This is a genomic window from Pseudomonas monsensis, assembly GCF_014268495.2.
GTDB lineage: Bacteria > Pseudomonadota > Gammaproteobacteria > Pseudomonadales > Pseudomonadaceae > Aquipseudomonas > Aquipseudomonas monsensis.
Window position 1 is genome coordinate 2,560,441 of the sequence record NZ_CP077087.1, and the last position, 24,144, is coordinate 2,584,584.

Consider the following 24,144-nt stretch of genomic DNA (forward strand, 5'->3'; position numbering starts at 1 on the left):
GAGCGGGCATTGTCATTAAATTCAAGGACATGAAGAGATAAAATTACCGGAACTCAGCCTGGCATGAAGTGTGCGTTACCCCTGGTAAGGCGCACTCTCAGGGCGGGGTCATCGGACCTGCTGTTTCAAGGAGTCGACCTTGGTTAACAAAGTACTGGTTGTCGAAGACGAACAGCTGCTTGCACAAAACCTTCAGGATTATCTGTCGGCGCAAGGGCTGGAAGTCGCGATTGCACATGACGGAGCGACGGCTATCGGTTTGGCCGAAACCTTTGCCCCCGACGTGCTGGTGTTCGATTACCGCTTGCCCGATATGGAAGGCTTTGAGGTGCTCGACGCGGTCCGCCAGAACAGGACGTGCCATTTTGTGCTGATAACGGGTCACCCGACCGCCGAAGTCTGTGAGCGGGCGCGGCAACTGGGGGTCAGCCACATCCTGTTCAAACCGTTTCCCTTGGCGGAACTGGCGCGGGCGGTCTGCGACCTTCTGGGCATCAAGCGCGAAGCGAAACCCGGTGCGAGCCCCTCCGAGGGCTTTGTCGAACGACGCCAGAGCAGGACCGAGAGCTTCCCGTTGCAGTTGTACGATGGCAGTTGGGTGTTGGCGGATCGGCGACGACAGTCGCGCGCCATGGCACCCGACGAAGATCAAATGCTCACCGGGGAGTAATGGCGCGATCAGACGTTCCGGCACTTGCCGCCAAGGTTTGCCGCGCCGACAGGGCTCTAAGCCCCGGTTGGAGAGCAAGCCATGGAACGTCTGTCCGTTGTCGTCGAACCGCTGCCGGCCGCAAGCGCCCCCGAGCGCTTTTCCAGTGAGCAGCTGGCCCAGGCCCGGGCGCGGGCCGCCACTTCTGGCGAACGCGTGCTTGAAGCCCTCGGCGTGCTCTGTGAACTGGCGCCGATGCCGTTCATTCACACCCTCGGCGCCACCCTGCATTACCCGGTGCTCGACACCGACAGCCTGTTTCAAGCGACGCCGGTATTTGACCGGGTCACCCTCGCACAATGCCTGAAACGTGAATTCATCCTGCTGCGCCACAATGACGAAGTCATCGGTGTATTCGCCGACCCCTTCGACCCGGCGCGCCTGGCCTGGATCGACGATTGCCTGCACGGCGCACCGCTGCATCTGGTCCACGCCGATGACCTCAAAGCCTATCTGGCCCGTCACGAAGAAAGCTTCCACGCCGTCGAATCGCTGAACGCCCAAGGCGACACGCATAACGAAATCGACACCCTGCAAAGCCTGTCGCTGACCAGCATCAGCGAAGACGCCAGCAGCGTGGTGAAACTGGTCAACTCGACCCTCTACGACGCGCTGAAAATGCACGCCAGCGACATCCACCTCGGCACCACCGGCCACGGTCTGGTGATCAAGTACCGCATCGACGGCGTGCTCAACAACATCAGCAAAGTCCAGGGCAACGAGTTCGCCGAGCAGGTGATCTCGCGGGTCAAGGTCATGGCCGAACTGGACATCGGCGAGAAACGCGTACCGCAGGACGGGCGCTTCAAAATTGGCATCAGCGGTCGCCAGATCGACTTTCGCGTGTCGATCATGCCGAGCATCTTCGGTGAAGACGCAGTGCTGCGGGTGCTCGACAAGCAGGATCTGGCCGACAAGGTCTGCGGCGTGCAATTGCAGGCGCTGGGCTTTGAAGACGAAACCCTGCGCCAGTTGCGCCGCCTCGCCGCCGAACCCTACGGCATGGTGCTGGTCACCGGCCCGACCGGCAGCGGCAAGACCACCACGCTGTACGCGATGATCACCGAGATCAACCACGGCGTGGACAAGATCATCACCATCGAAGACCCGGTCGAATATCAACTGCCGGGGGTGCTGCAGATCCCGGTCAATGAGAAAAAAGGCCTGACCTTCGCCCGCGGCCTGCGCTCGATCCTGCGCCACGACCCGGACAAGATCATGGTCGGCGAAATCCGTGACCCGGACACCGCGCAGATCGCCGTGCAGTCGGCGCTCACCGGTCACCTGGTGTTCACCACCATCCACGCCAACAACGTCTTCGACGTGATCGGCCGCTTCACCCAAATGGAAATCGACCCCTACAGCCTGGTCTCGGCGCTCAACGCGATTCTTGCCCAGCGCCTGATCCGTCTGGTCTGCGCCAGTTGCAGCGCGCCGGTCAATCCGAGCGATGAAGAACTGCGCGCCTCGGGCCTCGATCCACAGAAAGTCGATCACTACCATTTCGTCCACGGCAAAGGCTGCGGCCACTGCCGGGGCAGCGGCTATCGCGGGCGCACGGCGATTGCCGAGCTGCTGCACCTCGATGACGAGTTGCGCCAGATGATCGTCGAGCGCCAACCGATCAAACAAATCAAAGCCCTGGCCTGTGCCCGTGGTTTGCGCCTGCTGCGCGAATCGGCGCTGGAGCTGGTGGAACAAGGTCGCACCACGCTGGAGGAGATCAATCGTGTCACTTTTATCGCGTGAGCGTTTTATCGCCGTGCTCGGCGCCAGCGGTGTTGGCCTTGGTCAGCGGCGTGGCAGCGACACCCTGTGGCTGGGCAGCGTCGGTTACATCGACGAAGGCTTCCAGAGCTACGCGGTGGCGCTGGATACCCTCGATCGCCTGCTCGGTGAACATGCCCGTGCCGGTGCCGAATTGAGCGTGGTCATCTCCGGGCACTTCAGCCGCTTCTGCCTGGTGCCATGGAGCGCGCAGATCAGCAGCCCGGAAGAACTGCGCGGCTTCGCTCAACTGTGTTTCGAAGACCTGTTTGGCGCGCCGACGCAAGCCTGGAGTCTGGTGTTGTCCGCCGAGCCGGCCGGTTACGACCGCATCGCCAGCGCCTTGCCGCAAGACTTGCTCGAACGCCTGCGCACGCTGGTCAGCGCTCGCGGTTTGCGCCTGCGCTCGGTGCAGCCGTACCTGATGACGGCGTTCAACCGCTTTGACAAAAGCCTCGATGCCGGCGACTTCCTGTTCGTCGTCGCCGAGCCGCAACGCAGCGTGTTGTTGCTGGCGAGGGAAGGGCGCTGGGCTGGCGTGCGTTCGGTGGGCGGCAGCGACAGCGATGCCGCGTTGAATGCCCTGATCGGTCGCGAACGGCAGCTGCAAGCCTCGACCAGCGAACGCGCCTTCAACGTTTATCTGCATGCTCCGGCGCGCCTCGATGCGCATCCGGACGTGGCGGGTGTGCAACTGCGCACCCTCGAAGACGACTCGATGACTGTGCGTGACGGCTTGTACGTCATGTCCCGGGCGGTGGCCTGACATGCGCGCCCTTAACCTCGATTTTCAGCCACGGCCGCGTTCCGGCCCGTTGGGTTGGAGCCTGCTCGGCGGCGGCGTGCTGCTGTCGCTGCTGTGCTTCGGCGTGCAACAGCACCTCGACGCGCACACCGAACAGCAACAAGGCCACCTGCAAACCACCCAGCGTCAGCTCACCGGTGACAGTGGTGCGAAGTCCACCCTGAGCCCGGCGGAAACCCGCGAGCAAGCGCAGAACCTCGCCGAAATGCGCAAGGTCTCGCAGCAACTGCGCCGGCCGTGGGAACGCCTGTTCGCCATGCTCGAAGCGATGCCGCGCGATGACGTCGCGCTGCTGACCCTGACCCCGGATGCGCGCAAAGGCCAGGTGCGGATCAGCGCCGAAGCACGGGATCTGCAAGCCATGCTCGACTTCCACAAACGTCTGGAAGCCAGCGACGAGCTGTCCGACGTCTCGCTGCTGAGCCACGAAATCGTCGTCAAATCGCCGGAGCAACCGGTGCAATTCAACCTGTCGGCGACCTGGGAGATAGGCGATGCGAATCCCTAGACTGATCGTCCACGAATACCTGCAAGGTCTCGGCGTTCCGGGCCTGGCCGGGCTGGCGCTGCTGCTGGTTGCCGTGGCCTGGGCACTCGGCGGCTTGCTGCCGGGCTGGCAATCGTTGCAGCACTTGAGCCAGCAGACTCAGGAAGCCAGCGAGTACCTGGCCAAGGTTGAAGACGGCAGCATCGCGCCGCCGGTGGTGCCGCAACGGCAGCTCGACGACTTCCGCAACAAACTGCCGGCACAGCCGCAAGCCACCGTCGCCATTGACCGCATCTACGCCCTCGCAGCCCAGGAACACATCACCCTCGCGCGCGGTGAATACGCCCTCGGCGTCGACCCGAAAACCCATCTGGCGCGCTATCAGATTCTGTTGCCGGTACGCGGCAGCTACCCGCAACTGCGCCGTTTCCTCCATGCCTTGCTCGGCCAGTTGCCGGCGGTGGTGGTGGAAGACCTTGAGTTGCAACGCAAGAAGATTGGCGACACCGACCTCAACGGCCGGATCCGTATGACCCTTTACCTGTCGAGGTCGTGATGAATACCAAGCGCGTGACAGGGTGGCTGGCGTTCTTCGGCGTGGCGGCGGCGCTGGCATGGTTGCCGGAATATTTCTCGCCGAGCGAAGACGCCGATTCCAACGAAGTGGCCGTCGCCACGCCGGGGAAAACCCGTGGCGCGCTGCCGGCGAGCACCGCCAAGGCCAAGGAGGCGCCGATCAAGGACCTGAGCCCGGCCGGCGACCTGTTTGCCGCCAAATCCTGGAAGGCCGCGCCAATCCTGGCCACGGTCACCGAACAAGCGATCAACCCGGCCACAGTGGTGCAAGCCCCGAGCCTGCCACCGGTGCCGTTTCAGTTCGTCGGCAGGCTGCATGACCGCAGCGACCTGCAAGTGTTTTTGCAGAACGGCGAAAAGATCTACGTCGTGCGCAACGGGGATGTGATCGACGACACCTGGAAGATCACCGGCATTTCCGATCTGGAATTGAGCCTGGTTTACCTGCCTTTGCATTTGTCGCAGACCTTGTCTGTGGGGAGTACGCAATGAACCGTTCCCGTTTGCTGATGAGCCTGGGCCTGTGTGCCGGGCTGGCCGCGTGCAGCTCTGCGCAGGTGGCCAACAAGGAAGCCGCCGACCTGATTGATCAGGGGCAGTACGAGGCGGGGCTGGCCCGAATTGAGGAAGGTCTGCGCGAGAACCCTCGCGACACCGAATTGCACCTGCTGCTTAACAGCGGCCGCGCCAAAGCGATCACGGCATTGCTGGCGGCCGGCGACACCGACCGCTCGCGCCGCGACTTTGCTTCGGCGCGCACCGCTTACATGCGCGTGCTGACCATCGAACCGAACAACCGCCGCGCTCAGGATGCCCTCAAGCAGCTGGAATACTTGCGCACCATGGACGAGAAACTCGAGCTGGCCCGTGGCGACCTGCGTCGCGGCGACATCTACGGCGCTGATCGTCAGGTCAAACAGATCCTCGAACTCGACCCGGCCAACGCAGGCGCGCTGGAGCTGCAAGGCAACATTCGCCTGGTGCAGAGCCGCAATGTGATTGCCTACCCGCAACTGCGCACCAAGCTCGATCGCCCGGTCACCCTGGAATTTCGCGACGCCAACCTGAAGACCATTTTCGAAGTGCTGTCACAGGTCGCCGGGCTGAATTTTATCTTCGACAAAGACCTGCGCCCGGACATGAAAGCGACGATTTTCGTGCGTGATGTGCGCATCGAAGACGCCGTGACCTTGCTGCTGCAACAGAACCAGTTGCACCAGAAAGTGGTGAACGAAAACACCTTGCTGATCTACCCGGATTCGCCACAGAAAGTGAAGGATTACCAGGAACTGGTGATGCGCACCTTCTACCTGACCAGCATCGACGCCAACACCGCGCTGAATATGGTGAAAACCATGCTCAAGACCCGCGACGTGTTCGTCGACGAACGCCTCAACACCCTGACCATGCGCGACACCGAAGACGCGATCCGCATGGCGGAAAAGCTCCTGCAATCGCAAGACCAGTCCAACCCCGAAGTGGTGCTCGAAGTCGAGGTCATGGAAGTCGCCACTCAGCGCATTCTCGACCTCGGCCTGCAATGGCCGAGCACCTTCGGCGTGGTCAACAGTGATGGTTCGCCGGTCGCGCTGCTCGGGCAACTCAAGGGCATCAACTCCGACCGCATCTCCATCGGCCCATCGCCACAGGCCAAGATCAACGCGCAGGACAACGACATCAACACCCTCGCCAGTCCGGTGATTCGCGTCAGCAACCGCGAGCAGGCGCGCATCCACATCGGCCAGCGCGTGCCGATCATCAGCGCGACCTCGGTGCCGTCGACACAGGGGCCGGTGATCACCGAAAGCGTGACGTATCTGGATGTCGGTCTGAAGCTCGAAGTGACCCCCACCGTGCACCTGAACAACGAAGTGGCGATCAAAATTGCCCTGGAAGTGAGTAACGCCACGCCGCTGGAGCCGACCCGCCAGGGCACGATCCCGGTGCAGGTCGACACCCGCAATGCGCAGACCTCGCTGCGTCTGCACGACGGCGAAACGCAGATCCTTGCCGGGCTGGTACGCAACGACCACGGCGCCACCGGCAACAAGATTCCCGGCCTCGGCGATATTCCCGGACTCGGCCGCTTGTTCGGCAGCAACAAAGACACCATCGGCAAATCGGAACTGGTGCTGTCGATCACCCCACGGATCGTGCGCAACCTGCCGTACCAGAGCCCGTCGGACATGGAGTTCTCCACCGGCACCGAAACCAGCATGCACATCCAGGCGCCGGATCGTTCACAGAGCTACGTGATGCCGTCGCCTGCCGCGCAGCCGCGTGCCGTCGGTGAGTCGGCCGTGGCCACCACCCGCGTCACTGTCGAGAAGCCTTGATCATGAACGCCTCCCAGCGCGGTTTTACCTTGATCGAAGTCGTGGTGACGCTGGCCCTGATCGGCCTGTTGGCGAGCATGGCCGCGCCACTGACCGAGACCCTGGTGCGGCGTGGCAAGGAGCAGGAATTGCGCAATGCGCTGTACCAGATTCGCGATGGCATCGACGCCTACAAACGCGCCTTCGATGCCGGCTACATCGAGAAGTCGCTGAACAGCAGCGGCTACCCGCCGAACCTGAAAGTGCTGGTCGAGGGCGTGCGCGATGTGCGCAGCGCCAAAGGCGCCAAGTTCTACTTTTTACGCCGCATCCCGCGCGATCCGCTGGTGCCGGCCAAACGTGATGACGAAGGGGGTTGGGGCATACGTGCCTACAACAGTTCGGCTCAGAACCCGCGCGATGGCGAAGACGTGTTCGACGTCTACTCCCACGCCCGGGGCAAGGGCCTCAACGGTGTCGCTTACCGCGAGTGGTGAACCTCATGCGCCGGGAAAAAGGTTTTACCTTGCTGGAGTTGATGGTGGTGATGGCGATCATCGCCACGCTGATGACCATCGCGCTGCCGCGCTACTTCAACAGCCTCGAAGCGTCGAAGGAAACCACGCTGCGCCAAAGCCTGTCGGCGATGCGTGAGGCGCTGGATCACTTCTACGGCGACACCGGCCGCTACCCGGATTCCATCGAGCAACTGATCGAACAACGTTACCTGCGCAGCGCGCCCCTCGATCCGATCACCGAACGCAAAGACCAGTGGGTGCTGATCGCGCCACCGGACGGCGTTGCGGGCGGCGTGGCCGACATCAAAAGCGGTGCTACCGGGAGGGCGCGTGATGGCAGCCAGTATGCCGAGTGGTAACCGCGCGCAGCAGGGTGGCTTCACTTACCTGGGCGTGCTGTTCCTGATTGTCGTGATGGGCATGGGCCTGGCCAGTGCCGGTGAATTGTGGTCGACCGCTTCGCGCCGCGATCGCGAGAAGCAATTGCTCTGGGTCGGCAGCCAATACGCTCAGGCACTGCGCAGCTACTACCGCAGTTCGCCGGGGCTGGCGCAGTACCCGAAAGAGCTTGCTGACCTGCTCGACGATCAGCGTTTTCCCGAGGCCAGGCATCACCTGCGTCAGCTCTATCCGGACCCGATCGGTCAGGGTGAATGGGCGCTGCAACGCGGCTTCGACGGACGCATCACCGGCCTCAACAGCCCGTCGACGGAGCTGCCGTTGAAGCAGGCGGATTTCCCGACGCAGTGGTCGGACTTCGAAGGCATGCAGCGTTATTCGGACTGGCAGTTTGTTGCCGAAAAAGCCTTCCTTGAGGGCACAAATGGCCCGGCCAAAGGCCAGTCGAACCTGCCGCAGGCGTTGCAGCCATGACTCGCCAATGGTGGTGCGCGCTGATCCTCACCGCTGTGGCGTGCTGCGCCCACGCCGGCGAAGAAGACGAAATGATGGGCTTCATCGTCGACGACACGATCTCGCACATCGGCCACGACTTTTACTACTCGTTCAGTGAACGCCTGCGTGACACCAGCCCGATGGATTTCAACCTGGTGGTGCGCGAGCGCCCCGACGCGCGCTGGGGCAGCCTGGTGACCGTGGAATATCAGCAACGCCTGGTGTATCGGCGCTTCCTGCCGCCGAACACCGTGGAACTGAAGGACGAGGCCTACGCGGCCGCCGACTGGGTTCGACGCCAGGTAGTCCAGCGCAAGCTGGAGGCTCTGTTGCAGGACACCACCGACCTTGAGAAGGACGAACTATGAACAGCACAACGTTCTCACGGCGCAGCGGATTCTGGACCTCGGGGTTGTTGATCGGGCTCGCCAGCGCCGCGGCTGTCCAGGCCACCGAACTGGTCTACACGCCGGTCAATCCATCGTTCGGCGGCAACCCGCTGAACGGCACCTGGCTGCTCAACAACGCCCAGGCGCAAAACGATTACGACGACCCGGACCTCAAGAGCCGTTCGAGCGTGGCCGGCACCTCGGCGCTGGAGCGCTTCACCAGTCAATTGCAATCGCGGCTGCTAGGGCAGTTGCTGGACAACATCTCCACCGGCAACACGGGGAGCCTGTCCACCGACTCTTTTATCGTCAACGTCATCGACGACTCCGGGGCACTGAGCATTGAAGTGACCGATCGAGCGACCGGTGAGGTTTCGGAAATTCAGGTGAACGGCCTCAACCCATGACGGGCTGACGGTTCCGGGGAGTGATGGACATGAAAAAAATAATCGCGCTAGGGCTGATGTTGGCGACATTACAAGGGTGCAGTCTGCGTGAGCCGATGCCGGCCGAGCAGGACACCGAAACCCCGACCCTGACCCCCAGGGCCTCGACCTACTACGACTTGCTGAAGATGCCCCGGCCCAAGGGGCGGTTGATGGCGGTGGTGTACGGCTTCCGTGATCAGACCGGGCAGTACAAGCCGACGCCTGCGAGTTCGTTTTCCACCAGCGTGACCCAAGGCGCAGCGTCGATGTTGATGGACGCGATGCAGGCCAGTGGCTGGTTTGTGGTACTGGAGCGGGAAGGGCTGCAGAACCTGTTGACCGAGCGCAAGATCATTCGCGCATCGCAGAAGAAGCCGAATACGCCGGTAAATATTCAGGGTGAGCTGCCACCGTTGCAGGCGGCGAACATGATGCTTGAGGGCGGGATCATTGCCTATGACACCAATGTGCGTAGCGGTGGGGAAGGGGCGAGGTATCTCGGGATCGATTTGCAGCGTGAATATCGGGTGGATCAGGTGACCGTGAATTTGCGCGCGGTGGATGTGCGTAGCGGGCAGGTGTTGGCGAATGTGATGACCAGCAAGACGATTTATTCGGTGGCGCGCAGTGCGGGGATTTTCAAGTTTATCGAGTTCAAGAAGTTGCTTGAGGCTGAGGTCGGGTATACGACTAACGAACCGGCGCAGTTGTGTGTGTTGTCGGCGATCGAGGCGGCGGTGGGGCATATGGTGGCGCAGGGGATTGAGCGGCGGTTGTGGCAGGTGGCGGGGGACGCTTCTGTGCCTTCGCAGGATGATGTTTTGAATCGGTATTTGAGCCAGAACAAGATTGATCCGGATGCGGAGTGAACGTGGCGGCCTTCGGGCCGACCAGGTTCTTGCCGATGTACCCAGTTCCCACTGTGGGAGCGAGCCTGCTCGCGAAGGCTTTTTGTCAGGAGGCGGGGGTTCTTTTTGACTGAGTACATATCCGTTTCTGCGGTAACGGCTGATTAGGGTTCCGCCCTTACGGCGGGTCACTTTTTCCAGACGCCGAAAAAGTAACCAAAAAGGCTTGCTCCTACGTGCGGCCCGCTCGCTAAAGCTCGGGGTTCCTTCGCTCCGGGATCGATCCGGGCGCAGCGCCTACGGTTTGCTTCGCTGCACCTCCTCTCGCTGTGTTTGGCTGCGCCAAACGGTCGCTACGCTCCCACGCCCGGATCAATCCCTCCACTCAGCCTTCCGACGTCGCCCGTGGATCAAGATCAAAAGCAGGCGAGCTGACACTCGGCCTATTGAGTGGTGTGGAGCACAGCGTGCTCGGCTTTGGATTTGTGGTGGATTCGCCCCTCATCGGAACGCCGCCCGCCCAGCCCTCTCCCGAGGGAGAGGGAGCTGATTTTTGGGCCTTTCAAAATCTGAGTTCAACGGGGTATCGCACGTCGGCGTACATTTCCCAAACACCACGGTCAGTCCCCTCTCCCTCCGGGAGAGGGCTAGGGTGAGGGCTGCGATCTGAAGTGTGTTTAAAGAAGTGTCTGAATCGGCGGAACCTTCCCACAAGGTTTTCAGGTTGTCCGTCGGACGTCCGGTCTCTAGCCTATGCTCGTCGCTGCCAAATCAGCGACCGGGCGTGGAAACCCGAGTAACTACAGAGCGCACAAGCGCCATTCATAACGTATCCTTGCGCACCTTCACTGTGTGCACTTTGTTATGGCGGCTGTGCGTGGGAGACCTTGTGTCTGCCGGGTTGCCTCTGTCCCGGGTTTCCAACCTGCGTACAGCTGCCACCTATTCGCTTGGAAACCGAATGGGGGCCAGCTATAACCGTCATACAGGGTAAATAATCATGAAAAAGCCAACACCCAACCCCCCAGAATCAGACGCCGACAGCACATCCCCCTACGCCTCAGTCGACAGCAAAAAACTCCACGAAGCCGCCGACCGCGCCCTGGATTTCTACCTCAACCCCACCGCCCACATCATGTCCAGCGCCAACGAGCCGGAACCCATGTACCTCGCCAATCCCAGGTACAACACCGAATCCCTGCTCGCCAACGCCAGCGAAACCCTAGGCTCGGCCAGCGAAATGCTCATCAACTTCGCCGCCTCCCTGGAAACCTCCCACCGCAAGACAGCATTGGGCATCGCACAAGTCGTCATGCTGGGCGAACTGGCGGTAAATCAAGCCCTCGATCACGTCGAGTTGAAGGATGGCTGATTGATCGTTCCCACGCTCTGCGTGGGAATGCAGCCCTTGGCGCTCTGCGTCAAATTCGCAATTTGGAACGCGGAGCGTCCCGAGAGGCATTCCCACGCAGAGCGTGGGAACGATCAAGATACAAAAAAACCGTACCTCCAGGGGAAGCACGGTTTCTTGTGTTGAGACGAGGAAGCGATCTTAACCGGGGTCGCGTCGAGGGTACTCCTGACGCGTATGCAAGATGCTCACAATCTCAATTTGGTCCGCCACTTGATAAACGACGAGATAGTTCGGGCTTACCACAATCTCTCGAGTGCCGGGAGAGCGGCCTTTGCGATACAGGTGTGGATGCCAACAAAGCGCAGATGTAGTTTTTACGACGGACTTGTGAAGTGCAGTCGCCGCTAAAAAATTTCGCTCGCCAATGTACTTCAGGATTTTCGAGAGTTCGACCCGAGCCTTGGGTCGCCACTTAATCTGCATCAGCGCTTTTGCGCATTGATTCCATCAAGGCGTTGATTTCCTCCATCACTTGCTCATGGGGAATACTCGGGCGCGGATCATCGAGAGAGGCCTGTACTTCGGCCCGAAACCAACGGTCATAACTCGCAGCCTGTTCCTCGGGATCAAGATCCGAAACAACCGGGCACAGTGGGTCGATCAAGGACGGGTCGATCATAGAACCTCCGGGTTTGGTGCCTCGAAGTCTATTCGTTAACGGTATCGCTGTCGTCGCTGTCTGGATGAATTGCATGTAGGCCAAGCTCCATGAGGATCAAGTTGTCCCGGCAAATCCTAGAGCCTGTACTTCCGACGGCCAACCGCCAGAACTTGTCAGAAAACTCCCCGAATTTCTAAAAACGTTCCGTTTTCCGTAGGACGCAACTCAAACGTCAGCGCAAAAAAAACCGCGACCCCCCTCACCAGAGAATCGCGGCCCATCAACACCCAACCCCTACTGCTGCAAAACCGTCGCCTGGTTAGCCGACCCGAACTGCTGAATATTCGCCGTCTGCGTAACCCCACTCTGATCGACATTGGCAATGTTCCCCGTCCCGCCCTGGGTCACATACGCCACGTTCATCGTATCCGCTTGCTTCACCGTGATCATGTTGTCGCTGCCATACAACTGCGCGGTATACGCTTGGTTGCCAGACCCGGACTGATCAAACTCAGCACTGTTGCCCGTGCCATTCGAAGAACCCTGCACCAGGTTGCCCGTGCCGCGCTGATCCGAGATCAAAATGTTGTCGCTACCGTTCTGATCAAAATACAGCTCGTTATACGACTCAGCCTGACTGACCGTGGTTTTGTTGCCAGTCCCGGTCTGGTGCGTGGTCATCACATGCCCGACGCCATCCTGAGTGAAGCTGGCGATGTTGCCATTCCCCGCCTGAGTCACCGTCGCACGCTGGTTACTGCCGAACTGTCCACCCGATTGCGGGCCTTTCCAGTTGCTGGCGTAGACCTTGTTGTCGTTGCCCACGGAGGTGGCGCTGAGTGTGTGGCCGTCGCCGCTCTGATAGGTGTAGTGCACGTTGCCGTTGCCAATCTGGTACAGCGCCAGCGTCGAGTTGACTGACTCGAACTGGTCGGCGTAGATCGCGTTGGTGTTGCCGACCTGGGTGACGGCGGCGCTGTTGTTTTCGCCGAAGCTTTGGTCGACCACGGTTTCGTTGCTGTCGCCGTATTGGTTGACGGTGGCCTGGCTGGCCAGTTGCGCGTCCTGCCAGATTTCGCTGCCGTTGAGGTTGCCGAACTGGTTGATGGTGATGGTGCCGCCGGTGCCGTTGCGTTGGTCGCCGTAGGCGTAGTTACTTTCGCCAGCCTGGTTGATGCCGATCTGGCCGCCGTTGTGGGTGACCTGTTCGGCGGTGCCGTAGTTGGCGGTGCCGTATTGGGTGATCACTGAACTGTTGCCGCTGCCTTCATAGAGTTGTTCGATGTTGGCTTCGTTGCTGTCGCCGAACTGGAAGGTTTTACCTTCGCTGCCGTTTTGCGAGTCTTGATAGACGAACGAGAAGTTGCCCGTGCCTTGCTGCTGTTGCAGCGCGCTGTTTGGTGAGCCGAAGCCCAGCGACTGGCTGGCGTGGGCGGTGTTGAAGGCGCCGACCTGTTGTTGGGTGATGGTGGCGTTGTCTTCGTAAAGTTGTTCGGCGTAGCCGGCGTTGTAGTCGCCGACGGCGTCCTGGGTGATCACGCTGCTGGCGTGGTCTTGCACAGCGGCGGCGTCGTTGCCCTGGCCCAGTTGGGTCTGGGTGGCGGTGCTGAACGGTGCCTGGGTCTGTTTCACATCCGCGATGTTGGCGGTACCGACCTGGCTTTGGTTGGACAGGCTGTCGTCGGCCATGGCCTGGGCACTGATCATGACCAGGAGGGCGGCGGTGAGGGGCGTCAGTTTGAACATGATTGAACTCTCCGATGATTTGCAGTGCTTAGCGGTATTGCTTGACCGAAACGCTCATGCCGTTGCCCGACTGGGTCACGGCGCTTTGCAGCCCCGCGCCGGCCTGCTCGATGCTGGCGTCGTTGTTGTTGCCGTTTTGCGAAATCTGCGCGCGGTTATGGCTGCCGTTCTGCGTGATCGAAGCGGCGTTGCCGGAACCGTTCTGGTTGATCAGCGCCATCAGGTCGCTGCCCTGTTGCAGGATGTACGCTTCCTGATTGCTGCCCGACTGCACGATCTGCCCGAGCAGCGACTGACCGTTCTGTTGCAGCAGGGCGACGTTGGCCTGGCCGAGCTGGTCGATCAGGGCTTGCTGACCCACCGGTGGGGGCAGTTCGCCGAGGTCGCTGCTGGTCGGGGCCAAGTCATCGTTTTCCATCAGGTCGTCGGCACGCACGCCCGCACTGCTGCACAGCACAAGCAGGCAAAGCAGGGCGGCGGTCGGCGTGTTCATGGCTCACATCCTGTCAGGCGTTAACCGGTTCGAAATCGACCCCAGCCACCCGAGAGTGGCTGGGGATCTGGCTTACAGCGTGGTCACCGAGACCGTGCGCACGGTGCCCTGGGACGAGCGGATCGTCGCGGTCGGGTTGGCCGATGGCACCACCGTTGTGTTGTTCAGCGTCAGCCGCCAGCGTCCGGTCACCGGTACGGTGGTGGTGCCGAGAGTGACCAGTCCGGTCGGGGTGGTGACCTGCACGGTGATGGTGTTGCCGGTGGTCACCGACGAGGTGCCGGTGAAGTCCCAGTTGAAGCGACCGCCGGAGCGTGCCTGCACCGTGGACGCGGTGACGGTGAAGGTTTCCGCTGCTGGCCGTGGCGACACTTGCACCGTGACCGTGGCCGGCGTCGACAGGGCGCCGAAGCTGTCCCGGGCGATGTAGGTGAAGGTTGTGGTGAACGCCGTGGTGACGGTGGCCGGTGGCGTGTAGGTGATCACGCTGCCGTCAGTGCTGACCGTGCCACGACCGACGGCCGGTTGGGTCAGGCTGGCGACGCCCAGCGGCACGTTGCCTTCCGGATCGGTGTCGTTGGCCAGTACGTTGATCGGGATCGCCACACCCAAGGTGGCGACGCTGTCGGCGACGGCGGTCGGTGCCCGGTTGGGCGCGACGGTAATCGTCACAGTGGCCGGATTGGCCGAGGTCAGGCCTTTGGCGTCTTGCGCCTTGTAGGTGAAGGTCGTGGTCAGTGGCGTGTTGACCACGGCTGGCGGGGTGTAGACCACGGCGGCGGTGCCGCTGAGGGCCACGGTGCCTTGGTTCGCAGCAGGTTGGGTCAACGCGGTAATGCTCAGCGGATTATTACCATCGGGATCGCTGTCGTTGGTCAACAAGCTGAGGGTGATCGGCACGCCGAAACTGGTGCTGCCGCTGTCGGCGTTAGCGATCGGTGCCTGGTTTTCGCCGGTGTCCGGTGCGGTGCCGACTACGACAACGGGCTCGGTGTCACTGCCGCCAGCGGCGGATTTAACCGTCACGGTGGCCGGTGGCTGAGTCAGGTCGGCGACGGTGATGCGTTGCAGGGTGCCGGTTTTCGACAGACGTCCGTAGCCTTGCGCAACCATGTCGGGGATCGCCACTTCATCGGTCGATGTCGCTTCGATCAGCAAGGTTTTGTTGGCCCAGCTGTAGCGTGCTGTTTGCACTTTCACCACGTCGGTGAGCTTGCTCGACACCGATGTTGGTCGCGTGGTCCCGGCCGGGTTGGTCGCGGTCACCACGACGACTGACGGCAGGGTGCCGTTGCCCAGGCGCTGGCCGAAGAACAAACCGGTATTGTCACCGGTCAGGCTGGTCTCGCATGGCGTAGGCGGTGGGCCAGGAAGCAACGCGACGGTTTCACGGAAGCACAGGGTCGAGCTGCTGTCAGCCTTGGCGAACACCTCGGCACGCACACCGGCCGAGGTTCGGCGATAAGTGGCGCGGTCGATGTCGACATGGGTTTGCTGACGGCTGTCGAGCACCTTGCCGGCGACGGTGAACAGGGCTGTCTGAATGGTGCCGGCGCCGGACGGCCCGACGATGCGCACGAAGTTGGTGTTGAACGGGCTGCCGGTTACTGCTTCGGTGAGGTTCGGGTCGCCAACGAAGGTTTCGACGCTGCCGGTGTCCGGGTTTACTTCGGTGTACGGGCCGTTGATGCTGCGCAGGAATGGCCCGATGGCGCCGTTGAGTGTGCCGCTGAAATCGCCCGGCGCACCGATGCCGATGTCTTTGGTGATGTTGATCGCGCGGCGTCCGGGGGTGGTGACGTTGACCGTTTCCACACCATACGGGTGAGTGATGGTGTAGGTACCGGCCACGGGAACGTTCACCCGGATACGAATGCGCGCGAAGCTTTGTTGATCGCCGTCAGCCGGGTTTCCCGAGGCAAACGCGGCTTCTATCCCGGCCACATAAGCGTCCATGCCATAGCCGGCGCCGTTGTTGGGAATAGTGGTTTCGGCGAGAAACCAGAAGGCTTCTGGCGGCCAGTTGTCGGGGAACACCATCGGCAGGCTGTCGTCGAAGATGCCCGGCTCCGGCAGCAGGGTGCACATGTAGGCCGGTGGCGTGCTGACCGCTACCCGCGAGCTGGCGGCGCGCGACTGACAGAGCTCCATCGACAGCAGATTGTTGTCCTGGTACCACATCGGGAATTTCCCGGTGGCGAAGGTGTAGGGACCGGGGTCGACGGCGGCGAGTTGCGCATAGGCACTGCCGGTCAGCGAGAGAGCGAGCCCGAGCGCGTTGAGCGCAAAGCGTGGCCACTTGTTCATGATGCCTCCTGATACGGATCTGGGCATGTGAGCGTTCATTGCACGATGACCACTTCTTCGGTGTCGCTGCCGCCGTTGGACGACGTCACGCGCACTTTGGCCGGCGGTATCGGCGAGATCCCGGTGGCGAGGGTTTTCACCGCGCCGTCGCCGCTCAGGGCACCGATGGCGGCGCCGCTGCCGGAGGTGGCGGTAAGTACGGGGGGCGAGGTTTCGTCACTGGTCGAGGCCACCACGGTGAGTTGTCCGGAGCTCAGGCTGTATTGCGCGCTCTGGATCACCACCAGGTCGGTCAGGGTCATGGGCAGGGTGGTCGGCGTGCTGCTGGCGATGGCCAGGTGGTTGTCGGCGGTCACTTGCAGGACGCTCGGCACGGTCGGGTTGGCCGACGATTGCGCATACCAGGCACCGGTGGAGTTGGCTTCGGTCATGTTCAGCACCGGGGTGAAACTGGTCACGGCGACCATGCCGGGCGCGGGTGGTGCGAGGACGAAGACGTCCTGTTGGGCGACCGGTGCACTGGTCCCCGCTTTGCGCGAGTAAGTGCTGCGCTGGGTAATCATTGGTGTGGGTCGAACTACCGTCGACAACTTGCCGGAGACGGCGAATGTCGTGGTCCGCAGATCCAGACCATTGGGGCCTTCGATACGAATGAAGTTGGTGTTGAACGGGCTGCCGGTCACGGCTTCTTCAAGGTTCGGATCACCGACAAATTGTTCTGCCGAGCCAGTCACCGGATTGGTTTCGGTGTAGGGCCCGTTGAGACTGCGCAGGAACGGTCCGACGTCCCCCTTGAGCGCGCCGTCGTAGGTTTTCGGTGTGCCGATGCCGATGTCGCGGGTCATGTTGATTGCGCGGCGGCCGGGAGTGTCGATGTTGAACACTTCGACGCCATACGGGTGGGTGATGACGTAGGTGCCGGCTGTAGGAATATCGACCCGGATGCGGATCCGCGCGAAGCTGATCTGATCGCCTTCCGCCGGGTCACCGCCACTGAACGCGGCTTCGATCGCCGAGCCGTAGGAAAGGTTGATGCCGCGCGCGGCGTCGACAATCGTGCCGTCAGCGGTAAACCAGAATGCCTCGTCGGGGAAGTTGCTGGGGAAAGCCAGCGGTTGGGCGTCATCGAATATGCCGGGCGCCGGCAACAGCGAGCACATATACGAAGGCGCGCCCGGTGTGCTGGGCACTCGCGAACTGAGTGCTTTGGACAGGCACAGGTCCAGGGTGCGGCCGTGGGTGTCCTGATACCAACTGGCGAAACCGCCATTGGCCGGTACGTAAGGCCCCGGATCAACAGCGAACAAAGCGGCCTGGGCAATGCCCTGGGCCAACGCGCTCACGACCAGGACAGTCGCGGTTTTGGACAGTAAAGGGTGCATGAGTTAATCCCTCTATCAAAGTACCTGCCCCTTGGAGATGGGTCAGTTGCACAGGGCCTGTACACCTTCCATGCCAAGGTGTGGTGGATGGGCGGGAGAGGGCCGGGGTAGAGGGCTTGACGCGCAGAAGGGTCAGGTTTTTGGCCAGCGGGGAAAGGGCGTCATTCCCCAGGATTGGGGACGGTGGGGATGAGATTGAACGTCTGTCAGATGAAGAACCTGTGGGAGCGAGCTTGCTCGCGAAAGCGGACTTCCTGTGACGAAAATGTCGACTGACCTGCCGCCTTCGCGAGCAAGCTCGCTCCCACAAGTTTCTTCGGTGAAAACAAAACAGGTGAGTGAAACAGGCCTCTGTGGGAGCGAGCTTGCTCGCGAAAGCGGACTTCCTGTGACGAAAATGTCGACTGACCTGCCGCCTTCGCGAGCAAGCTCGCTCCCACAAGTTTCTACGGTAAACACAAAACAGGTGAGTGAAACAGGCCACTGTGGGAGCAAGCTTGCTCGCGAAGGCGGACTTCCTGTGACGAAAATGTCGACTGACCTGCCGCCTTCGCGAGCAAGCTCGCTCCCACAAGTTTCTTCGGTGAAAACAAAACAGGTGAGTGAAACAGGCCACTGTGGGGGCGAGCTTGCTCGCGAAAGCGGACTTCCTGTGACGAAAATGTCGATTGACCTGCCGCCTTCGCGAGCAAGCTCGCTCCCACAGGGATTTGTGGTGGTTGGGGAGGCGTGTATCGGGGCGATATCCCCGCATCCGGGCAAACCCCCACCCGTGGGCTATAACCCTATAGGACGTATCGAGAAGTCGCCGCCATGAACATGCAGTCGAAATCGCTTCCGGTTGAGGAGGGCCATCTACGGTTGGGCTCGCACAAGCAGCCGTTCAACCTGCTGCGCTGGTTTTCGCTGATCAGCATGGCGGTGATCGGCACCGTGGCCATCGCGCTTGGCGCGGTTTCAACGCGTTTCGTGATCGATGAAAGCGTGCAGCGCGATGCCTTGCTCACCGCACAGTTCATTCAGGCCATCGCGTCTGCCGAAGTGCGTCACGTGTCGATTCCCAACATCCGCACCATGGGCGAACTGCTTGACCCGCGTCAGGACAAGGACTTCCCCGATGTCGACCCACTGGCCCGGGCAGGGGCACGGGGCGAATTTCTCGATCACATCGAACACTTGCCGGACGTGATTCTCGCCAATATTTACTCGCCGGACCGCCAAGTGATCTGGTCGACCAATCCCGCGCTTATCGGCACCAGCATTCATGCCGACGAAGACCTCGATCGTTCCTTCAACGAAAAGATTCCGGTATCCGCCAGCTACCACGACGTCGACAAGGCCCGGGAAGAGCAGAAATTCGTCATCCCGCCGGATTACATTTTTATCGAAAATTACATTCCGCTGTTCGACGCCGAGGGCAAGAATGTCACGGCGATGGTCGAGATCTACAAGGAACCCAAAGACCTGATCGCGCGCATGGAGCGCGGTTTGACCCTGATCTGGCTGGCCACCGCGCTCGGCGGCGGGCTGATTTACCTGGGCCTGTACTGGATTGTCCGGCGTGCCGCGATCCTGCTCGCCGCCCAGCAAAAACAACTGATCGCCAATGAAACCTTTGTTGCGCTGGGCGAGATGTCCTCAGCTGTCGCGCATAGCCTGCGTAACCCGCTGGCGACCATCCGTTCCAGCGCCGAACTGGCGCTGGAGTTCGATGCCGGCCCGGCCGAGAAAAACATCAAGGACATCATCGGCCAGGTCGACCGCATGTCGAAATGGGTGCGCGAACTGCTGCAGTCGTTGCGTCCGCTCAACGATGACCCGGAACCGGTCAACCTAGTGGCCGCGCTGCACGAAAGCCTCGTCGCCTTCGAACAGCAGATCGCCAGGGCCGGGGTGACAGTGGTGTTTCATCCGCAGCAGACGCCGATGGTGCTCAGCCAACCGGTGCAACTGACGCAGATCCTCAACAGCCTGCTGGCCAATGCACTGGAGGCGATGGACAAGGGCGGCACGCTGACCGTCAGCCTGGAACCGAGCGACGACCGCGGCGTGTGTGTGGTGCTCAGCGACACCGGCAAAGGCATGAACGAAGAACAACGGACCATGGCGTTCCGGCCGTTTTTCACCACCAAATCAGGTGGCTTGGGCGTCGGCCTGGTACTGGTCAAACGCATCATGGAACGCTTCGGCGGCGGCGTGACCCTCGACAGCCGCGAAGGCGAGGGCACCACCGTTCGCCTGGCCTTTCAACTGGTCCCCTGAAACACACATTCCCCCTGTAGGCGCTGCGGCAGCTCCTGAATCAGTTGTGCATCGCCATAAAAATTTATGAACTTCCCCCACCAATGGGTGTCAAGCCCCGGTCACCGGGGAGTGGGGAAACCCACAGACCTTCCAAGTCCCTGTTACAACTGGAAATAATTTTTTGGCGCACTAGTTGCAAAACACCATCACCCCTTCCTTGATGAGGCGGCTGGTGATGGACAGAGCAACGCGTGACCCAAGCAACACCTTTCTGCTGACGCCGCTGAGCGTCTTTCTGATGTTGACCCTCGGCACCATGGTCGGCGTTCGCGCCAGCCCCATTGATGACGAACGACAGCCAGAAACCTCAGACCCGTCGGCGTACTACGACGAGCCGGCAGACGAACCGACCGCACTCAATGCCATCCTGACCATGCCCGAGGCCAACGAAGATTCCTTCGATTTGCCCGACGGGGTCAAAGGCACGCGGAACTCGACCCGCACGGAAAACGTGCTGCCGCCCACCGTGCAGACCAGTTTCAACTACCCCACCAACGGCAAGCCGAGCCCGCTCTATGGTGCGCAGCCGTTCACCCAGCAGTTGACCCTGTTCGAAGAGTTCGGCCCGGAAAAACTCGACCCGACCACTCCGGCCGCGCCGTTGCCGTTTCCACCGGCCGCGATTGGCCCGGCCCCGGCCCAGGATCCGAACAACGTCGCCCGCAGCGCGCCACCCGGCAGCGCCCTTGATGCGTTTTTGCGCCAACCGGGGCTGACGCCATTCCCCAGCCAGTTCGCCAACGTCGTCGACCGCAACCCGTGGCAGGCGCAGATCGAAGTGTTCCTCAACCGCCACATCGGCTCCTCCGCGGAAGGACGGCCACCTGGAAAAGGCTGGTCGCACCAACGCTGGAACGAGTTCTACCCGCAAGTCGCCTATAAAACCGTACAGACCGGCGCGCGCCTCAACGGTGGCCTGCGCGACAGTCGGCAAATGCACGGCTACGCCATGGGCGAGTTCGGCCTCGGCGGTCTGTACCACAACGTCGCCGGTTTACCGGTGACCGATGGTACCGCCAAAGGCGTCGACCCGCGCTTCCACCCGAATATGCCCGTGCAGAACCACAACTCGGTGTGGACCTTCGACGGCACACTGCCGCCGAAACTGTTGATGGTGCGCTACGGCCAACCGGTGATGATGCGCCACTACAACGGCTTGCCGATTGACCCGTCAGCCAACCGTGGTTTTGGTCTGCATACCATCAGCACCCACGAGCACAACGGTCACGCGCCGGCAGAAAGCGACGGTTATGCCAACGCGTTCTTCTTCCCGGGGCAGTTCTATGACTATCGCTGGCCGATCCAGCTCGCCGGTTACGACAGCATCAACACCAAGGCTGAAGACCCGCGCGCGGCGTTCCCCTGCGCGCCGGGCGAGACCCTATGGGTCAACGATCTGGCCCCGGCGAAGAAGACCTGCAATAACGGCACCATCAAGATCCGCGGCGACTGGCGCGAAACCATGAGCACCCACTGGTTCCACGACCACATGCTCGATTTCACCGCGCAGAATGTCTACAAGGGCAACGCGGCGATGATGAACTACTACAGCGCGCTGGATCGCGGCAACGAGTCGGTCAACGACGGCGTCAACCTGCGCTTCCCCAGCGGTAGCGCCTTGCCTTGGGGCAACCGTGATTACGACATCAACCTGGTGTTCGCCGACAAAGCCTGGGATCAGGAAGGTCAGTTGTGGTTTAACCCGTTCAACACTGACGGCTTCATTGGCGACCAGGTGCTGGTCAACTGGCAGTGGAAACCGACCCTCGATGTGCGCGCACGCAGTTATCGTTTCCGCATTCTCAACGGTTCGGTGTCGCGCTACTTCAAACTGGCGCTGGTGCGGGAAATCAAAGGCAGTGGCGGAGAGTTCCAGGGGCCGAAAAACTCGGGCGTGACCTACAGCCGCGTGCCGTTCCACATGATCGCCAACGACGGCAACATCATGGAACACAGCGTGCCGTTCGACGGCAGCATGGACCTCGACGCCGATGGCGATAAACAGAACCACAACGCGATCCTGCCGACCCAAGGCATCGCCGAGCGCTTCGACATCATCGTCAACTTCTCGAAAAACGGCATCAAGCCTGGCGACAAGCTGTTCTTCCTCAACCTGCAGGCGCAGGACGACGGCAAAGGCCCGAAAGAAGTGATCCCCCTGGCCGACGTGCTCTCGGAAAAGTACCTGCCGGTGATCAAGCAAACCAGCAAAGGCCCGCAGTGGGACAAGGGCGATCCGGTGGTGGGCAAGGTCTTGCAGCTCAACGTCAAGGCCTACACCGGCCAGGATCTGGCGATGAACCCGGCGGCCTACGAACCGGCCAAACCGGGCAAGGCTGAAGGGCTGGTGATGATCCCGCTGAAAATTCACCGCGACAACGCTGCCGACAAGGCGCTGCTGGCCAAGGCCCGTCACCGCACCTTTACCTTTGGCCGCGCCGATGGCACCGATGAAGCGCCGTGGACGGTCAAGACCGATGGTGGTTTTGGCTACCACATGGACCCACGGCGCCTGAACGCTTCGACCCAGTTGTCCAGCGGCCCGACCGATGCCGGTGTCACCGGGTTCGGCACCCTTGAAGTGTGGAATATCAAGGCTGGCGGCAAGGGCTGGAGCCATCCGGTGCACGTGCACTTCGAGGAGGGGATCATCCTCAGTCGCGGCGGCAAGGCCCCGCCAGAGTGGGAAAAATGGGCGCGCAAAGACGTCTATCGCATCGGCTCCGAAGCCGATGGTCTGGACAGCGTGGAAATGGCGATCAACTTCCGCGAGTTCGCCGGGACCTACATGGAGCACTGTCACAATACTCAGCATGAAGACAACTCGATGCTGCTGCGCTGGGACCTGGAGAAACCCGGTCAGCTGCAACTGATGCCCACCCCATTGCCAAGCTGGGACGGTGTGCGCTACGTCAACTCCGCCGCGCTGCCAACCTTCCGCAACGGTGACGGTATGGGCCCACAAGTGGTGGTCAAGCCATGAACCGTCGTCACGGTGACAGCCAATCCGTGCATACCCCGCGCTCCCGGGCGCTGGGCATGCACCTGGTGTTGATGCTGGTGGTCTGTGTGCTCGCCAGCCGTGTGCTGCTGGCGCACCAGGCCAGCGTCGGCGAACCCCCTGCGGCCAGTGAATCCGCCACCCCGTGGGGTGGCGACTATTTCCCCAACACCTTGCTGACCGATCAGGACGGTCAGCAGGTGCATTTCTTCGATGACCTGATCAAAGACAAAGTGGTGGTGATCAACTTCATCTTCACTTCGTGCAGCGATTCCTGCCCCTTGGAAACCGCGCGCCTGCGCCAGGTGCAAAAACTGCTCGGTGATCGGGTCGGCCAGGACATCTTTTTCTACTCGATCAGCATCGATCCGCTCAGTGATACGCCCGAAGTGCTCAAGGCCTATTCGCAGCGCTTCAAAGTCGGCCCCGGCTGGAGGTTTCTCACCGGCGAGTTCGAAGACGTCACCGACCTGCGCAAAAAACTCGGGCTGTTTATCGAAGGCGTCGACAACGGCCGCAGCAAAGATCACAACCTCAGCCTGATCGTCGGCAACCAGACCACCGGGCGCTGGATGAAAGCCTCGCCATTCGAGAATCCGTGGATCCTCGCCGATCAACTGGCCAACACTTTGCAAAACTGGAAACAGCCGAGCATCGAAGAAAGTTACGCCAACGCCCCGGACATTCGCCCCCCGAGCAATGGCGAAGAACTGTTCCGCACGCGCTGTGCCTCGTGCCACAGCCTAGGCCCGCAGGATGGCCAGGGCCTTGGCATGCGCAGCATCGGCCCAGACCTGATCGGCGTAACCCGCCACCGTGATCCGCAGTGGCTGAATCGCTGGATCCGCGAACCGGATCGCCTGCTCGCGGAAAAAGACCCGATTGCCTTGCAACTCTACGAACAATTCGAGCGAATCCCGATGCCCAATCTGCGCCTCGACGAACAGTCCGCGCAGTCGATTATCGACTTCCTCAGCGACGAAACCGAGCGTCAGCAACCGTCCAGCAGTGCCGTAGCCGACGGTGCTTTGACGCCAGTAAAACCGGGCGATCCAGCCGCGACGGTGAGTCAGATGCGGTAGCGGCGAAATAGCATCATTGAACCGTGTGTCGCGGTCAGAGCCACCTACACTGATGGCTGTAACTGGCTCGATACAAAA

General features: G+C 61.4%; 23 protein-coding genes. 17 read left to right on the forward strand and 6 right to left on the reverse strand.

Features of this window, described 5'->3' with window-relative positions; translation table 11 throughout:
• Positions 1-139: 139 nt before the first annotated feature.
• The 14 genes from HV782_RS11225 to HV782_RS11290 all read left to right on the forward strand — a co-directional run bounded on the left by HV782_RS11225 (position 140) and on the right by HV782_RS11290 (position 11,108).
• On the forward strand, positions 140-670 hold the full coding sequence (locus tag HV782_RS11225) for a response regulator (RefSeq protein WP_128616012.1): 531 nt from the start codon (positions 140-142) through the stop codon (positions 668-670).
• Positions 671-751: 81 nt separating this feature from the next.
• Positions 752-2,458 carry a GspE/PulE family protein gene (locus HV782_RS11230; RefSeq protein ID WP_186747831.1) on the forward strand — a complete coding sequence of 569 codons (1,707 nt, stop codon included), beginning with the start codon at positions 752-754 and terminating at the stop codon, positions 2,456-2,458.
• On the forward strand, positions 2,439-3,242 hold the full coding sequence (locus HV782_RS11235) for a hypothetical protein (protein ID WP_186747833.1): 804 nt from the start codon (positions 2,439-2,441) through the stop codon (positions 3,240-3,242). The genes HV782_RS11230 and HV782_RS11235 overlap by 20 nt, the downstream gene beginning before the upstream one ends.
• A gap of 1 nt (position 3,243) precedes the next feature.
• Positions 3,244-3,789 (forward strand): PilN domain-containing protein, encoded by a 546-nt coding sequence (locus HV782_RS11240; protein WP_186747835.1) that lies wholly within the window; start codon positions 3,244-3,246, stop codon positions 3,787-3,789.
• Positions 3,776-4,324 carry a GspMb/PilO family protein gene (locus HV782_RS11245; RefSeq protein ID WP_128616014.1) on the forward strand — a complete coding sequence of 183 codons (549 nt, stop codon included), beginning with the start codon at positions 3,776-3,778 and terminating at the stop codon, positions 4,322-4,324. The genes HV782_RS11240 and HV782_RS11245 overlap by 14 nt, the downstream gene beginning before the upstream one ends.
• Positions 4,324-4,836 carry a hypothetical protein gene (locus HV782_RS11250; RefSeq protein WP_186747837.1) on the forward strand — a complete coding sequence of 171 codons (513 nt, stop codon included), beginning with the start codon at positions 4,324-4,326 and terminating at the stop codon, positions 4,834-4,836. Before HV782_RS11245 ends, HV782_RS11250 begins: the two co-directional genes overlap by 1 nt.
• Positions 4,833-6,680 (forward strand): secretin GspD/PilQ domain-containing protein, encoded by a 1,848-nt coding sequence (locus HV782_RS11255; protein WP_186747839.1) that lies wholly within the window; start codon positions 4,833-4,835, stop codon positions 6,678-6,680. The genes HV782_RS11250 and HV782_RS11255 overlap by 4 nt, the downstream gene beginning before the upstream one ends.
• 2 nt (positions 6,681-6,682) lie before the next feature.
• Positions 6,683-7,156, forward strand: a complete 474-nt coding sequence (locus HV782_RS11260; protein ID WP_123463232.1) for a type II secretion system protein — start codon at positions 6,683-6,685, stop codon at positions 7,154-7,156.
• A gap of 5 nt (positions 7,157-7,161) precedes the next feature.
• A complete protein-coding gene (locus HV782_RS11265; protein WP_064588154.1) occupies positions 7,162-7,536 on the forward strand; it encodes a type II secretion system protein in 375 nt (124 codons plus the stop codon).
• The gene (locus tag HV782_RS11270; RefSeq protein WP_186747841.1) at positions 7,511-8,050 is read left to right on the forward strand and encodes a type II secretion system protein; all 540 of its coding nucleotides are present in this window, start codon (positions 7,511-7,513) and stop codon (positions 8,048-8,050) included. Before HV782_RS11265 ends, HV782_RS11270 begins: the two co-directional genes overlap by 26 nt.
• A complete protein-coding gene (csgE, locus tag HV782_RS11275) occupies positions 8,047-8,439 on the forward strand; it encodes a curli production assembly/transport protein CsgE (RefSeq protein ID WP_093439237.1) in 393 nt (130 codons plus the stop codon). The genes HV782_RS11270 and csgE overlap by 4 nt, the downstream gene beginning before the upstream one ends.
• Positions 8,436-8,867, forward strand: coding sequence for a curli assembly protein CsgF (locus tag HV782_RS11280; protein ID WP_128615748.1), 432 nt, complete (start codon positions 8,436-8,438; stop codon positions 8,865-8,867). The genes csgE and HV782_RS11280 overlap by 4 nt, the downstream gene beginning before the upstream one ends.
• Before the next feature lie 29 nt (positions 8,868-8,896).
• Complete coding sequence (locus HV782_RS11285) at positions 8,897-9,757, forward strand: CsgG/HfaB family protein (RefSeq protein WP_186747843.1); 861 nt, start codon at positions 8,897-8,899, stop codon at positions 9,755-9,757.
• A gap of 979 nt (positions 9,758-10,736) precedes the next feature.
• Positions 10,737-11,108, forward strand: coding sequence for a DUF6124 family protein (locus tag HV782_RS11290; protein WP_186747846.1), 372 nt, complete (start codon positions 10,737-10,739; stop codon positions 11,106-11,108).
• Between the two features lie 180 nt (positions 11,109-11,288).
• On the opposite strand, the gene HV782_RS11295 is transcribed toward HV782_RS11290, so the two are convergent.
• The 6 genes from HV782_RS11295 to HV782_RS11320 form a co-directional block, all read right to left on the reverse strand.
• A complete protein-coding gene (locus HV782_RS11295; protein ID WP_186747848.1) occupies positions 11,289-11,573 on the reverse strand; it encodes a type II toxin-antitoxin system RelE/ParE family toxin in 285 nt (94 codons plus the stop codon).
• Complete coding sequence (gene relB, locus HV782_RS11300) at positions 11,563-11,769, reverse strand: type II toxin-antitoxin system RelB family antitoxin (RefSeq protein ID WP_034152589.1); 207 nt, start codon at positions 11,767-11,769, stop codon at positions 11,563-11,565. Before relB ends, HV782_RS11295 begins: the two co-directional genes overlap by 11 nt.
• A gap of 276 nt (positions 11,770-12,045) precedes the next feature.
• Positions 12,046-13,497 (reverse strand): curlin, encoded by a 1,452-nt coding sequence (locus tag HV782_RS11305; RefSeq protein ID WP_186747850.1) that lies wholly within the window; start codon positions 13,495-13,497, stop codon positions 12,046-12,048.
• 28 nt (positions 13,498-13,525) lie between these two features.
• Positions 13,526-13,990, reverse strand: a complete 465-nt coding sequence (locus tag HV782_RS11310; protein ID WP_128616044.1) for a curlin — start codon at positions 13,988-13,990, stop codon at positions 13,526-13,528.
• A 72-nt stretch (positions 13,991-14,062) separates the two neighbouring features.
• Positions 14,063-16,297, reverse strand: coding sequence for a cadherin-like domain-containing protein (locus HV782_RS11315; RefSeq protein WP_186747853.1), 2,235 nt, complete (start codon positions 16,295-16,297; stop codon positions 14,063-14,065).
• Between the two features lie 35 nt (positions 16,298-16,332).
• Positions 16,333-17,679, reverse strand: a complete 1,347-nt coding sequence (locus HV782_RS11320; RefSeq protein WP_186747855.1) for a hypothetical protein — start codon at positions 17,677-17,679, stop codon at positions 16,333-16,335.
• Between the two features lie 813 nt (positions 17,680-18,492).
• On the opposite strand from HV782_RS11320, the gene HV782_RS11325 reads away from it, so the two are divergent.
• From HV782_RS11325 to HV782_RS11335, 3 genes are all read left to right on the forward strand, one after another.
• Positions 18,493-19,941 carry an ATP-binding protein gene (locus tag HV782_RS11325; protein WP_186747268.1) on the forward strand — a complete coding sequence of 483 codons (1,449 nt, stop codon included), beginning with the start codon at positions 18,493-18,495 and terminating at the stop codon, positions 19,939-19,941.
• A 217-nt stretch (positions 19,942-20,158) separates the two neighbouring features.
• Positions 20,159-22,966: a multicopper oxidase domain-containing protein gene (locus HV782_RS11330; protein ID WP_186747276.1), complete on the forward strand. Its 2,808-nt coding sequence runs from the start codon at positions 20,159-20,161 to the stop codon at positions 22,964-22,966.
• The gene (locus tag HV782_RS11335; protein ID WP_186747278.1) at positions 22,963-24,066 is read left to right on the forward strand and encodes an SCO family protein; all 1,104 of its coding nucleotides are present in this window, start codon (positions 22,963-22,965) and stop codon (positions 24,064-24,066) included. The genes HV782_RS11330 and HV782_RS11335 overlap by 4 nt, the downstream gene beginning before the upstream one ends.
• Positions 24,067-24,144: the final 78 nt, after the last annotated feature.

Bases quoted from the DNA above. Each gene is read 5' to 3' on its own strand.
- HV782_RS11305 (WP_186747850.1), bottom strand. From the start codon at position 13,497: ATGTTCAAACTGACGCCCCTCACCGCCGCCCTCCTGGTCATGATCAGT.
- HV782_RS11295 (WP_186747848.1), bottom strand. From the start codon at position 11,573: ATGCAGATTAAGTGGCGACCCAAGGCTCGGGTCGAACTCTCGAAAATC.
- HV782_RS11310 (WP_128616044.1), bottom strand. From the start codon at position 13,990: ATGAACACGCCGACCGCCGCCCTGCTTTGCCTGCTTGTGCTGTGCAGC.
- HV782_RS11240 (WP_186747835.1), top strand. From the start codon at position 3,244: ATGCGCGCCCTTAACCTCGATTTTCAGCCACGGCCGCGTTCCGGCCCG.
- HV782_RS11315 (WP_186747853.1), bottom strand. From the start codon at position 16,297: ATGAACAAGTGGCCACGCTTTGCGCTCAACGCGCTCGGGCTCGCTCTC.
- relB (WP_034152589.1), bottom strand. From the start codon at position 11,769: ATGATCGACCCGTCCTTGATCGACCCACTGTGCCCGGTTGTTTCGGAT.
- HV782_RS11325 (WP_186747268.1), top strand. From the start codon at position 18,493: ATGAACATGCAGTCGAAATCGCTTCCGGTTGAGGAGGGCCATCTACGG.
- csgE (WP_093439237.1), top strand. From the start codon at position 8,047: ATGACTCGCCAATGGTGGTGCGCGCTGATCCTCACCGCTGTGGCGTGC.
- HV782_RS11320 (WP_186747855.1), bottom strand. From the start codon at position 17,679: ATGCACCCTTTACTGTCCAAAACCGCGACTGTCCTGGTCGTGAGCGCG.
- HV782_RS11265 (WP_064588154.1), top strand. From the start codon at position 7,162: ATGCGCCGGGAAAAAGGTTTTACCTTGCTGGAGTTGATGGTGGTGATG.
- HV782_RS11335 (WP_186747278.1), top strand. From the start codon at position 22,963: ATGAACCGTCGTCACGGTGACAGCCAATCCGTGCATACCCCGCGCTCC.
- HV782_RS11330 (WP_186747276.1), top strand. From the start codon at position 20,159: ATGGACAGAGCAACGCGTGACCCAAGCAACACCTTTCTGCTGACGCCG.
- HV782_RS11260 (WP_123463232.1), top strand. From the start codon at position 6,683: ATGAACGCCTCCCAGCGCGGTTTTACCTTGATCGAAGTCGTGGTGACG.
- HV782_RS11255 (WP_186747839.1), top strand. From the start codon at position 4,833: ATGAACCGTTCCCGTTTGCTGATGAGCCTGGGCCTGTGTGCCGGGCTG.
- HV782_RS11280 (WP_128615748.1), top strand. From the start codon at position 8,436: ATGAACAGCACAACGTTCTCACGGCGCAGCGGATTCTGGACCTCGGGG.
- HV782_RS11230 (WP_186747831.1), top strand. From the start codon at position 752: ATGGAACGTCTGTCCGTTGTCGTCGAACCGCTGCCGGCCGCAAGCGCC.
- HV782_RS11285 (WP_186747843.1), top strand. From the start codon at position 8,897: ATGAAAAAAATAATCGCGCTAGGGCTGATGTTGGCGACATTACAAGGG.
- HV782_RS11250 (WP_186747837.1), top strand. From the start codon at position 4,324: ATGAATACCAAGCGCGTGACAGGGTGGCTGGCGTTCTTCGGCGTGGCG.
- HV782_RS11270 (WP_186747841.1), top strand. From the start codon at position 7,511: ATGGCAGCCAGTATGCCGAGTGGTAACCGCGCGCAGCAGGGTGGCTTC.
- HV782_RS11245 (WP_128616014.1), top strand. From the start codon at position 3,776: ATGCGAATCCCTAGACTGATCGTCCACGAATACCTGCAAGGTCTCGGC.
- HV782_RS11290 (WP_186747846.1), top strand. From the start codon at position 10,737: ATGAAAAAGCCAACACCCAACCCCCCAGAATCAGACGCCGACAGCACA.